The 11,614-nt window shown below is 71.7% G+C and carries 13 protein-coding genes; 6 read left to right on the plus strand and 7 right to left on the minus strand.

Annotated elements, in window-relative coordinates:
- Positions 1-29: 29 nt before the first annotated feature.
- The gene (locus A4E84_RS38530) at positions 30-1,061 is read right to left on the minus strand and encodes a saccharopine dehydrogenase family protein (RefSeq protein WP_062930973.1); all 1,032 of its coding nucleotides are present in this window, start codon (positions 1,059-1,061) and stop codon (positions 30-32) included.
- A 101-nt stretch (positions 1,062-1,162) separates the two neighbouring features.
- Here A4E84_RS38530 and A4E84_RS38535 point away from each other — a divergent pair, with 101 nt between their 5' ends.
- Positions 1,163-2,107: a helix-turn-helix domain-containing protein gene (locus tag A4E84_RS38535; protein ID WP_062930974.1), complete on the plus strand. Its 945-nt coding sequence runs from the start codon at positions 1,163-1,165 to the stop codon at positions 2,105-2,107.
- Positions 2,108-2,117: 10 nt separating this feature from the next.
- On the opposite strand, the gene A4E84_RS38540 is transcribed toward A4E84_RS38535, so the two are convergent.
- Positions 2,118-2,774: a maltokinase N-terminal cap-like domain-containing protein gene (locus A4E84_RS38540; protein ID WP_062930975.1), complete on the minus strand. Its 657-nt coding sequence runs from the start codon at positions 2,772-2,774 to the stop codon at positions 2,118-2,120.
- 132 nt (positions 2,775-2,906) lie between these two features.
- Between A4E84_RS38540 and A4E84_RS38545 the strand changes: the two genes are divergently transcribed.
- Positions 2,907-3,527 carry a dihydrofolate reductase family protein gene (locus A4E84_RS38545; protein WP_062930976.1) on the plus strand — a complete coding sequence of 207 codons (621 nt, stop codon included), beginning with the start codon at positions 2,907-2,909 and terminating at the stop codon, positions 3,525-3,527.
- Here A4E84_RS38545 and A4E84_RS38550 read toward each other — a convergent pair.
- Genes A4E84_RS38550 through A4E84_RS38560 form a run of 3 tightly spaced genes read right to left on the minus strand, consistent with a single transcriptional unit; the run spans position 3,509 to position 5,882 of the window.
- On the minus strand, positions 3,509-3,781 hold the full coding sequence (locus A4E84_RS38550; protein ID WP_062930977.1) for a hypothetical protein: 273 nt from the start codon (positions 3,779-3,781) through the stop codon (positions 3,509-3,511). The genes A4E84_RS38545 and A4E84_RS38550 overlap by 19 nt on opposite strands.
- Positions 3,778-4,344 (minus strand): SigE family RNA polymerase sigma factor, encoded by a 567-nt coding sequence (locus A4E84_RS38555; RefSeq protein WP_062930978.1) that lies wholly within the window; start codon positions 4,342-4,344, stop codon positions 3,778-3,780. Before A4E84_RS38555 ends, A4E84_RS38550 begins: the two co-directional genes overlap by 4 nt.
- Positions 4,341-5,882, minus strand: a complete 1,542-nt coding sequence (locus tag A4E84_RS38560; protein ID WP_062930979.1) for a sodium:solute symporter family protein — start codon at positions 5,880-5,882, stop codon at positions 4,341-4,343. The genes A4E84_RS38555 and A4E84_RS38560 overlap by 4 nt, the downstream gene beginning before the upstream one ends.
- A 226-nt stretch (positions 5,883-6,108) precedes the next feature.
- Between A4E84_RS38560 and A4E84_RS38565 the strand changes: the two genes are divergently transcribed.
- On the plus strand, positions 6,109-8,262 hold the full coding sequence (locus A4E84_RS38565) for a carbon starvation CstA family protein (protein WP_062930980.1): 2,154 nt from the start codon (positions 6,109-6,111) through the stop codon (positions 8,260-8,262).
- Complete coding sequence (locus tag A4E84_RS38570; RefSeq protein ID WP_062930981.1) at positions 8,259-8,447, plus strand: YbdD/YjiX family protein; 189 nt, start codon at positions 8,259-8,261, stop codon at positions 8,445-8,447. Before A4E84_RS38565 ends, A4E84_RS38570 begins: the two co-directional genes overlap by 4 nt.
- Before the next feature lie 101 nt (positions 8,448-8,548).
- Here A4E84_RS38570 and A4E84_RS38575 read toward each other — a convergent pair whose 3' ends face one another.
- Complete coding sequence (locus A4E84_RS38575; RefSeq protein ID WP_062930982.1) at positions 8,549-9,232, minus strand: acetoacetate decarboxylase family protein; 684 nt, start codon at positions 9,230-9,232, stop codon at positions 8,549-8,551.
- Positions 9,233-9,661: 429 nt separating this feature from the next.
- A complete protein-coding gene (locus A4E84_RS38580; protein WP_062930983.1) occupies positions 9,662-10,345 on the minus strand; it encodes a TetR/AcrR family transcriptional regulator in 684 nt (227 codons plus the stop codon).
- A 442-nt stretch (positions 10,346-10,787) separates the two neighbouring features.
- On the opposite strand from A4E84_RS38580, the gene A4E84_RS38585 reads away from it, so the two are divergent.
- Positions 10,788-11,162: a hypothetical protein gene (locus A4E84_RS38585; protein ID WP_062930984.1), complete on the plus strand. Its 375-nt coding sequence runs from the start codon at positions 10,788-10,790 to the stop codon at positions 11,160-11,162.
- A gap of 239 nt (positions 11,163-11,401) precedes the next feature.
- Positions 11,402-11,569 (plus strand): hypothetical protein, encoded by a 168-nt coding sequence (locus tag A4E84_RS45040; protein ID WP_237305084.1) that lies wholly within the window; start codon positions 11,402-11,404, stop codon positions 11,567-11,569.
- The last annotated feature ends 45 nt before the right edge of the window (positions 11,570-11,614 follow it).

Below are 11,614 nucleotides of genomic sequence, written 5' to 3' on the forward strand. Positions count from 1 at the left end.
CGGAACAACTCCCCGTGGCCGGCCGGCCCCTATCGAGGCAGCTCCACCGAGAGGTGCGAGGACAGCGAGCGGAGGAAGTCGGCCGCGTCGAAGATCTCGCCGGCGGAGACGACACCGGCCGTCCGGGTCCGTCCGGTGAGGATGCGGTGCACCGCCTCCACCGCCAGCGGCGCCGTGACCGCGTAGATGTCCCGCCCCCTCGCCACGGCGCGCCGTTCGGCGCCGCCGGAGCGCACGACGACGTCGACGAGGAAGGTCTGTGCGGACCGCCCGTGCTCGTCGACCACGGTCGGCGTCGGTGTGCCGGGGGCCGACACGTCCCGGGCGGCCTCGGCCGTCATGTAGGTGCGTACGTCGGGGACGGCCAGGTGGCTGGGGATGGTGACGACGTCGGCCATGGTGAACTCCCCGATGACCGCCCGGGAGCCCAAAGGCTCCGGGAAGGGCCACTGGAGGGTCGTCGCCTCGTCCCGGCGGTAGTCCAGCCGCCCGTTGCGGTACACCACGCGCGCACCGCCCCGCCGCTCCCGGGAGACCGCGCCGGCGGCCCGTGTCCCGTCCGTGGGCTGCCAACCGCTCAGCGCGTACGCGACGTGCGCCTCGTCGGCCCCGGTCCAGTCGCCCATGGCCGCGGTGGCCAGCAGGTCACCGAGTCCGCCGAAGAAGGCCATCGCCGGGACGATCACCGCTCCCGCGGCACGGGCGCGGTCCGCGAAGTGCGCGAACGTGTCCGCGTTCGCCTCGATCTCGGCCGCCACATCGACATACGGGACGCCGGCGCGCAGGGCCGCCTCGATCACCGGAGCGGCCGTCGTGGCGAACGGCCCGGCACAGTTGACCACCGCCGCCGCCCCGGCCAGCGCGCGGTCGAGCGCGTCCGGATCGTCGACCGACGCCGGACGGACCTCCAGCCCGGGGTACGCCGCCGCCAGCGCCTTGAGTTTCACCTCGTCGCGGCCCGAGAGGACCGGGACGAACCCGCGCTCCAGCAGTTCCGCCACCATGAACCGCCCGGTGTGCCCGTACGCGCCGAACACCGTCACCGTCTGACCCGGTCCCATGAGCTCTCCCCTGTGCTCGACTGATCAACTGTGGCCATCCTGACGGTGATGAGCATCCGACCGTGAGGGTCTGGAACGACACGCCCCGTACAATTACGGACATGACCACTGTCGCGCTGGCCGCCACCGACGGGATGCTGCACTTCGAACTGTCCCTGGCACACGAGGTGTTCGCCGCCGCCCCGGCCGGGGTGACGGGCCCCTGGTACGACCTCACCGTCTGCGGCCCGGCCGCCGTGCACATCGGCCGGTTCCGGCTGGAACCCGACGCCGGCCTCGACCGGCTCCGCCACGCCGGCACCGTGATCGTCCCCGGCTGGGCCGACGTCGACGAGGATCCGCCCGAAGGCCTGGTCGACGCCGTGCGCGAGGCCCACGAGGCGGGCGCGCGGGTGGTCTCCCTGTGCACGGGCGCGTTCGTACTGGCCGCGGCGGGGCTTCTCGACGGGCTGCGCGCCACCACGCACTGGGCGCACACCGATGAACTGGCCGCCCGTCACCCCCTGGTGGAGGTCGACCCTGACGTGCTGTACGTGGACAACGGCAGGGTGCTCACCTCCGCCGGCAAGGCCGCCGCGCTGGACCTGTGCCTGCACCTCGTCCGTCTCGACCTGGGCTCGTCGGTCGCCAACGCCGTCGCCCGCCGCCTGGTCGTACCCCCGCACCGGGCAGGCGGCCAGGCCCAGTTCGTCACGGCTCCGGTGCCCGACCGGGACGACCACCCGCTCGCCGCCCTGTTCCCCTGGATCATCGAGCGGCTCGACCAGCCGCTGACCGTGGAGGACCTGGCCCGCCGGGCCGGAATGAGCTCCCGTCACCTGGGCCGGCACTTCCGAGCGGTGACCGGCACGACCCCTCTGCAGTGGCTGCTGACCCAGCGCATCCGGCACGCCCAGGAACTGCTGGAGAAGAGCGACGACAGCGTCGACGCCATCGCGGCGGCCACCGGCATGGGGACCGCCACGACCCTGCGCCGCCACTTCAACCGCACGGTCGGCGTGCCCCCGGACACGTACCGCAGGACGTTCCGCTCGCGGACACGCTGACCCCGGGGAGCTACGCCCTGCTGCCGCCGTGCAGGAAGGCGAACACCCCCTGCGCGCGGGTGCCGTCCGGCGCCTCCCAGGAACCCGCGACATGGCCGGTCGCCCCCTGCGGTGGCACGAACAGGCCATCGGCAGCGGGCTGCAGGGGCCGGTGCAAGCGGAGGACCAGGCCCTGCGGTGTGGTCAGCGCGGTGCCTTCCCGGTCGTCGGTGACGGTGAGGTCCGTTGACAGGGAGCCTTCTTCTGGGCGGGAGACGACGATCTCCTGAGCGGGGGTGTCGCTGACGTTGGGGTCCTGGGCCTGGGCCCGCCCCTCGATCAGGGCCACCAACTGGGCGACCAGCACGGGATCGTGACAGCCGTCGTAGGCCCAGCGCTGCCCCAGCACCCCGTGCTCCATCGTGCCGACGAGGGCGTGCTCCGCCCCTTCGAGCGGGGCACCGCGATAGGCCAGCGGCACCAGGTACGCGACCGGCCGAGGGCCGGAGACGTCGGTGACCACCATGAACTCGATCCCCACCGCGCCCTGCGGATCGTCGAGCCGGAAGCCTCCCGCCTTCGCCAGCTCCGGTTCCGCCGCGCCGCGGTACCACGGGCGGGATGGCAGCCAGGCGGTGAGCAGTTCCAGCTTGGCCGGCTTCAGGGTGGTGTGGTGGATGACGGCCATGCCGAGAGTTCCCTTCCGATGCGTCGTACGGGCGATCACACTTTCGCATCCGCGCGGCGCGGGCGGGGTCCCCAGGACGGGGGCTCGTGCGCGTAGGTTCTGACACTGGGACGCCACGAGGAGGACTGGGCCATGACCACATCGACGGGCAGGGTGGTGTGCGACATCACGATCTCGGCCGACGGGTACTCGGCCGGGCTCGGCCAGACGGAGGAGCGGCCGTTCGGGGACGACGGCGGTGACGGCTCGGGTGAACAACTGCACGCCTGGATGTTCCGTACACCCGACGAGAACCGGGCCGAGATCGACCGGCTGAACACAGCCGGGGCGTTCATCATGGGACGCAACATGTTCGGCCCGGTGCGGGGCGCGTGGGACCGCCCGTGGAACGGCTGGTGGGGTGGCGATCCGCCGTTCCACGCGCCGGTGTTCGTGCTCACCCACCACCCGCGCGAGCCGCAGCCGATGGAGGGCGGCACCACGTTCCACTTCGTCACCGACGGCATCGCGTCGGCCCTGGCCCGGGCACGCGAGGCCGCCGGGGACGGCGGCGTCACCGTCCTCGGCGGCGCGACCACCGTCAACCAGTACCTCGCCGCCGGCCTGGTCGAGGAGCTGCGGCTGCACATCGTGCCTCTCACGCTCGGCGCCGGCACGCGGCTCTTCGAAGGCGTCCCGCCGCTGCGACTGGAGCAGGTGACCTCGCGGGCGGCGAGCCGGGTCACGCACCTGACCTACCGCGTGCTGACCTGAGCGCTCGGGAGACCGGAGAAGATCACTCCCGGATGGGACGGAGCCTCGTTCAGCACCCACAGACCGATCAGTGTGGCGAGCGCGAACACGATGGTGATGAGCACGGTGAGGACGAGCCGGCGACGGCGTTCGCGGCGCAGCCACTCGCCGCGTGCCGTGCGGTAGGCGTCAGGTGCGGCGCGCACCCCGCCGGCGAGGGCGGCCAGGGCCTCGGTCAGCTCCCGCTCCGTGCGGTCCGGATCGGTGTGGTTCATCGCCGGGCCTCCATCGCCTGGGTCAGCGCGGCGAGACCGCGCGCCGTGTGTGTCTTCACCGAACCGGAGGAGATGCCCATCGCGGCCGCGATCTCGCCCTCCTTCAGTCCGAGCCAGTGCCGCAGCACGAGCGCCTCGCGCTGCCGGGCCGGCAACTGCTGCAGCGCGTCGATGAGAACGCGCTGGTCGTCGCGGAGCAGCGCCGCGCTCTCGGCGGAGACGACGGTCTCCTCCGGCGGACTCTCCACGTGCTTGCGGGCCACCTGGAGGTGCCGGATCCGCATGCGGGTCAGATTGCACACCGTGGAGCGCAGATACGCCTCCGCCGCCTCGATGTCCCTCAGGCGCCGCCACTTCCGGTAGATCTGGTAGTACGCCTCGGCCACCACGTTCTCCGGGTCGTCCGCGCCCAGCAGCACCGCCAGGCGCAGCATCGAGGCGTAGTGCAGCTCGAAGAGCCCCGCGAGTCCGGCCTCGCGCTCCACTTCCGCCGGGTCGGCCGGCGCGGGCGCCAGGGCCTCGACGCCGTGCTCCGGCAGCGGTATCGGGTGTCTGTGTCTCACTGCTGGTTCGCTCCCGTCTCCGGACGCCGCCTGACGGTCAGGCGGGACGGCAGGTCGGTCAGGTCGGCGCCGCGCGGGACGCCGAGACGTTCGAGTACGGCGGTGCCGGCCACCGCGACGATCAGGTTGAGCAGCAGCGCGGCGAGCCCGGCGTAGATCTCCAGCGGCCCGGAACCGAAGCCCACGATGGACGAGAAGCCCTCGCGGACGACCAGGTACGTCCCGGCCACCATGCCCGCCGCCCACCCGGCGAGCAGGGCCCGTGGATGCAGCCGTCCGGTGAACAGGCCGACGGCGACGGCGGGGAAGATCTGCAGGATCCAGACCCCGCCGAGCAGCTGGAGGTTGATCGCGTCCTGGTCGCGCAGCCCGAAGACGAACGCGACCGCCCCGGCCTTCGCGATGAGCGAGACGGCCTTGGCGATGCGGACCTGCCGCTTGGGCGTGGCCGTCGGATGCACGTACTCGACGTACACGTTGCGGACGAAGCTGGTGGCGGCCGCGATCGACATCACCGCCGCCGGGACCAGCGCCCCGACGGTGATCGCGCCGAACACCAGCCCGGCCAGCGGCCCCGGCATCAACCGGTCGACCAGCATCGGCACGGCCGCCTCCGCCCCGCCCTCCGGTGCCCGCACCCCGGCCGCGAGCGCCGCGAAGCCGAGGACGCCGAAGAGCGCGAGCAGTCCCGTCCAGGCGGGCAGCGCCACCGAGACCTTGCGCAGGGTGCGCGGCCCGTCGGCGGCGAACCCCGCCGTCAGCACGTGCGGGTACATCAGCAGGGCGAGCGCCGAACCGAGCGCGAGGGTGGCGTAGGCGGGCTGCTGGGCCGGGGTCAGCACCAGCGCGTCGCCGCCGAGCCGCCGGGCCGCTCCGTCGAAGACGGCACCCGGCCCGCCGAGCCGCTCCAGGACCAGCCAGGTGACCGCGGTGAGCGACACGAAGACGGCCACCGCCTTCAGCGCCGAGATGACGGTGGGTGCCCGCAGCCCGTGCCGGTACGTGGCCACGGCGAGTCCCGCGAACAGCGCCACCATCACCAGATCCCCGGCGGCACCGCGCGGATACACCCCGCCGGCCGTCAGCACGGCCCGTATGCCCAGCAGCTGGAGCGCCAGGTAGGGCATGGTCGCGAGGATCCCGGTCAGCGCGACCACCAGGGCGAGCGGCGGTGACCCGTACCGTCCGCGGACGAAGTCGGCGACGGTGATGTAGCCGTGGGCGCGGGCCACGCTCCACAGCCGGCCGAGCAGCACGAAGGCGAGCGGGCAGACGATCACCGTGTACGGCACGGCGAAGAACGCGGCGGCGCCGTTGCCGTACGCCAGACCCGGCACGGCGGTGAAGGTGTACGCGGTGTAGATCGTGCCGCCCAGCAGGAACCAGGTCCACACCGGGCCCAGGCTGCGGTCGGCCAGCGCCCAGCCCTCCAGGGACGGCAGCCGGTCACTGGGCCGCAGGCGCCGTGCGGTGACGGCGAGCAGCGACGCTCCGCCGATCACGGCGAGGAACGTCGCGGTCAGGGTGCCGTCGGCCATGGGTCACCGTCCTTGGTGTGCCTGATCCTCACGGGGGAGTTGCGCGGCGGGCCCGATCGGAGGACACGGAACCGGCGGGAAATCCTCTGGAAATTCGCTGTCAACCGGTTCCGGGGGGTGGGCAACTCTTGCACAGACCCCCAGCGAGCGGGAGAGCCGCCGCTTCGCTGACTCCCGGGCACCTCGGGTCACGAGGTGTCCCGCCCCACCCTGGTGAGGAGCCGCCATGTCTGTGTCCACCCTGCCCGAATCCGGCCCGCCCGCGCCCGAGAAGTCGCGTATATCACTTCGGTCCGCCCTGCTGTGGACCGGCGTCGCCCTGCTCGGAGCCGTCGCCTGGGGCGTCCTCGCGCTCGCCCGGGGCGAGAAGATCTCCGCGATCTGGCTGGTGGTCGCCGCGCTCGGCTCGTACGCCATCGCCTACCGCTTCTATGCGCGGTTCATCGCCCGCCGCGTACTCCGGCCGGACGACCGCCGGGCCACGCCCGCGGAGCGACTGGAGGACGGCGTCGACTTCCAGCCGACCGACCGCCGGGTGCTGCTCGGCCACCACTTCGCCGCGATCGCCGGCGCCGGGCCGCTGGTGGGACCGGTTCTCGCGGCCCAGATGGGTTATCTCCCGGGCACGCTGTGGATCGTCGCCGGGGTGATCTTCGCCGGAGCGGTGCAGGACATGGTGGTGCTGTTCCTGTCGATGCGCCGGGACGGCAAGTCGCTGGGGCAGATGGCCCGTGACGAGATCGGCCGGGCGGGCGGGGCGGCCGCTCTGGTCGCGGTGTTCGCCATCATGATCATCCTGCTCGGGGTGCTCGCCCTGGTGGTCGTGAACGCCCTGGCCCACTCCCCGTGGGGTACGTTCTCCGTCGCGATGACCATCCCCATCGCCCTCTTCATGGGCTTCTGGATGCACCGGGTCCGTCCCGGCAGGGTCGTCGAGACCAGCCTCATCGGCGTGGCGCTGCTGCTCCTGGCGATCGTCGGCGGCGGCTGGGTGCAGAACTCCTCCCTCGCCGGCACGTTCACCCTCAGCCCCACCACCCTCGTCTTCTGCCTGATCGGCTACGGCTTCGTCGCCTCCGTGCTGCCGGTGTGGATGCTGCTGGCGCCGCGCGACTACCTCTCCACCTTCATGAAGATCGGCACGATCGCCCTGCTCGCGGTGGGCGTGATCGTGGCCGCGCCCGTGCTCAGGGCCGACGCGGTGAGCGACTTCGCGACGTCGGGAACGGGCCCGGTCTTCGCAGGGGCGCTGTTCCCCTTCCTCTTCATCACGATCGCTTGCGGCGCGCTGTCCGGCTTCCACGCCCTGGTCTCCTCCGGAACGACCCCGAAGCTCATCCAGAAGGAGTCCCAGGTCCGGCTGATCGGCTACGGCGCGATGCTGATGGAGTCGTTCGTCGCGATCATGGCGCTGATCGCCGCGGCGACGCTGGAGCCGGGCCTGTACTACGCGATGAACGCACCGGCGGGTCTGCTGGGCGCGACCGCCGAGTCCGCGTCCCACGCAGTGGCGGGCCTCGGCTTCACCATCACCCCCGACCAGCTCACGCAGGCCGCGAAGGCGGTCGAGGAACAGACCCTGATCGCCCGCTCCGGCGGCGCCCCGACCCTCGCGGTCGGCATGTCGGAGATCTTCTCCGGAGTCTTCGGCGGGGCTGCCATGAAGGCGTTCTGGTACCACTTCGCGATCATGTTCGAGGCGCTGTTCATCCTGACCACGGTGGACGCCGGCACCCGCGTCGGCCGCTTCATGCTCCAGGACATGCTCGGCAACGTCTGGAAGCCCATCGGCCGGGTCAACTGGAAGCCCGGCATCTGGCTGTGCAGCGGCCTGGTCGTCGCCGCCTGGGGCTACTTCCTCTACACCGGCGCCACCGACCCGCTCGGCGGAATCAACCAGCTCTTCCCGCTCTTCGGCATCGCCAACCAGCTGCTCGCCGCCATCGCCCTCGCCGTCTGCACCACCGTCCTCGTCAAGTCCGGGCGGCTGCGCTGGGCCTGGGTGACCGGCGTTCCCCTCGCCTGGGTCACCGCGATCACCTTCACCGCCGGCTGGCAGAAGGTCTTCTCCGCCGACCCGAAGATCGGCTTCTTCGCCCAACGGGCCCACTACGCCGACGCCCTGGACGCCGGCCGGATCCTCGCCCCCGCAAAGACGACCGCCGACATGCACACCGTGGTCACCAACTCCACCGTCGACGGCGTCCTCATTGCCCTCTTCCTGCTCCTGGTCGCCGTGGTGATCGGCAACGCGGCGGTGGTCTGCGTGCGCGCGATACGGTCCACGACGCCGCTGCCGACCACCGAGGCCCCGTACGTCGAGTCACGCATCGACGCACCCGGCGACTCCGTCGAGCCCCTGGCCGGAGCCCGCTCGTGAGGATCCGGCACTGGGCGCGGGCGGTGCGCTGGTATCTGCGCGAGCTGACCGGAGAGGCCCAGTACGACCGCCACTGCGAGCGGCACCGACTCCACCACCCGCTCACCCCGGTGCCGACCCGCCGGGAGTACCAGGTGCTGCGCACCCGGCATCAAGAGGCCCGCACCCACAGCCGCTGCTGCTGAAGGGCTCCCGCGGCACCGCGCGTGCGGCGCGTTCCGGCAGGGCCGGACGAGGCAGGTGCCTCATCCCGTGAACGCGCGGTGCCGGGGGAGGGCCGTACGGCTCAACTGCCCACGGTGCTGCGGAAGTCGCGGACGGCGAGGGAGAGGAGCGGCCGATGCCGGGCGAGGAAGGACAGCGGAGCGCTCGCGCCGAGGGCGGCTCCGGGCGGCGGGCCGGCCGAGCCGTCGAGCAACTGGCCCCGAACGTCGGCCCCGGTCGTGACGCGGCTGCGGCCGAGGGCCGGCCGTCCGCTGATCCGCATGGGCACGTGGCACTCCTTACCGTCGGGCAGTTGCTGGACCAGGTGGGCGCGGGCAGGCAGCCGGAAGGGCAGCCGCAGCACATCCCGGTACGTGACGCGGACCGGCGGAATGCCTTCGGCGGTCAGCTCGCCCCGGCTGCCCCGGCCGTCCGCGCTGAGCATGATCACGCCCTGCTCCTTCGGGATGCCCCACAGGGCGCGTCCCCCGGCCAGGGAGCGTTCGTCGTCGACCCAGGCGGCCACGGTGCTGCCGGCGAGGCGGCGGCCGTGGCGAACGGCCAGGGCGATGAGGAATTCGCGGTAGGCGAGGACGCCGCCGGGCCGGTAGTCCACCCAGAAGGTCAGCAGGGTGGCACGGCCCCGCACGAACCAGGGGCGGACCCCGTGCGGCAGGGGCCAGGGCGGCAGATCGTCCGTCGGGACGCGCCACAGGGAGACGACCATGTCGCCGGTGAGGTGCCACGGCGACGGAGGAAAAGGCACGGCTGGTTGTTCCACGACGTGATGACCGACTTCCTCGGCTCGGACTCGTACGGCCGACTTCTCCCAGCGGAACATGCCCGCGTACCGCCGTCGGCGAACCGACCACCGGCTTGGACCACCGGACATGCGGCATGCTCGCGGGTGGTCGCACGCCACCGCCTTCATCGCCACGCACCCCTGCTCCGACGAACACCTGCTGCACCGTTGACATGACGTTCATGGACACCCTCGCCTGCGGCGCTGTGCACCGCGATCGACATCGGGGTCAGCTTCCGGGGCCTGGTACCCAGGTGGATGTCACAACTCGGCGCAGCCCGGAAACCGACCTCCGGACCACGCTGCCGCCGCATTGGCGACGGCCGGTGTCCTCGTCGCGGGGGGATCTCGTCGGAGGGGTCCGCTTCCGCTCCAGTGGTGATGGTCAGGTGGTCAATGCCCGGGCTCGTCCTCGACGAGGCGCCGCAGCGCGGGGAGCAATGCGTCGATGTCCTGCCCGCTCCGGAACGCGACGACGGTGGTGCCACGCCCGGTCTCGGGCAGGGAGTTGGGCGCTGGAAACAGCGCGAGCACCTCGCGCATCGCTGCGTCGACCTCGGCGACCGGGTCGGAGGACTCGCCCCGTAGCCATCGGCGGAGCACGTGGTTGTGGGCCGCCACCACGGACGCCGCCATGAGTTCGGCCCTCAGCGACGCCGACTCCGTGGGGTCTCCCATCCAGTTCGCGATGAACTCCCGGAACAGTCGCTGGTAACGGGCCACGCTGGCGATCTCCCGGTCGCGCAGGGCGGCCACCTTGCTGGTGAGCGCGTACCGGCGGCGCGCGAGATCTCCCTCGTCGATGTAGTGCAGCAGCACCAGGCGGACCGCGTCGGACACCGCGACCAGGGCGGTGCTGTTGCTGGAGGTCGCCAGACGGTCCTTGATCAGCTCCAGCAGCCGGTCGTGGTCGGGGAAGATGACCGCTTCCTTGGACCGGTAGTGCCGGAAGAACGTGGTACGCCCCACTCCGGCCCGTTCGGCGATGTCGTCGACGGTGGTCTGGTCGTATCCGCGCTCGTCGAAGAGCGCGAACGCGGCGTCCGCGAGTCGCATCCGCGCAGGTGGCTTGCTCATGAACGCCCATCCTTCCCCGTCTCGGCAGGCGGATGCCACTTGCCTCCTCTGTTGGTACTGAGCACCGTTCAAAAGGTATTCAGCATGAGGAGGTGCCGGCGTGGCGTCCGCCGCACGGACCGAGTCCGCCAGGCTGGGCGCTCCGGGTCGCTTCCGTTCGACTCGATCGAGGACTGGCCGTGCCTGTACCTGCGGAGGTCGGCAAGAAGCCGGGCGACGAGCGCTGCGCCGCCGTGGTTGTCGGCTGCGCAGCTCGGGGAGCCCGGGGAGCCCAGCCGATGCGTCAGCGTCCACGGCACTCCCCCTGGTCTCGGTGATCTCCCGCGAACGTACGCACTCGCGCTGCCCACCAGGCCCTGACATCTGTCAGGACCTGCCACGCCCACCCGCTCCATAAGGTCCTCGGGCATCACCCGATCTCACAGTGGAGGAATCACCTACCATGCGCACCACACTGAGGCGCGCCGCCGCGATGGCCTTCGCCGGCGTGATCGCGGTCGTCGTCGCGACGGGCACCGCACAGGCCAAGCCGGCCGACACCTGGGCAGGTTGCCCGTACGGCGCAGTCTGCATCTACCCGCAGAACCAGAACCCGGCGGTGTCGCCGAGCCACATCTACTGGACCTACGGCGCCCACAACCTCAGCAATCAGGTGGGCAACCACTGGGTGCTGAACAACCAGTACGACGGCGCGGTGGTCGAACTGTGCCTCAGTTACAACGCGAACGACTGCACGTCGTCGATCGCGGCCGAACACGGCGAGTACCGAGACCTGACGCCCGTCAACTCGCTGCATCTCAGGCCGCACTACAACTAACGGACGGGCGTGGCCTGCGCGACGTTGCAGGCCAGGTCCGAAGCCTCCCCCCGGCCGCCGGGTGGAGGCTTCGTCACTTCTCCAGACCGGTGCGCCGCCCGTGCCCCTCGGAGTGAGCACAGGCGCCTCCAGCGGATGAGCGCGCATCCGAGGGTGAGGCAGGGGCGAACCGTGCGGCTCGCCCCTGCCTCACCCACCGCAGCCTGCCGCACTCCGTCGCCGAGACCCGCTACGACGACATGGCCGCACCCTTCCGCTCGTACGCGGACCGGACGCTCACCGAGGTCCTCACCGACCTCACCGAGGACGCGGAGCTGCGCGCCGCGCTCAGCAGCCACTACGGCGACTACTCCCTCGCCCCCGGCCGCACCTCGTTCGGCATACACGCCATGCTCATCCGCCACTAACGGTGCGAACTTCCCCGTCGGAGGCTCCGCCCGACTTGCGGAGAC

This window comes from Streptomyces qaidamensis, assembly GCF_001611795.1.
Classification (GTDB): Bacteria; Actinomycetota; Actinomycetes; order Streptomycetales; family Streptomycetaceae; genus Streptomyces; species Streptomyces qaidamensis.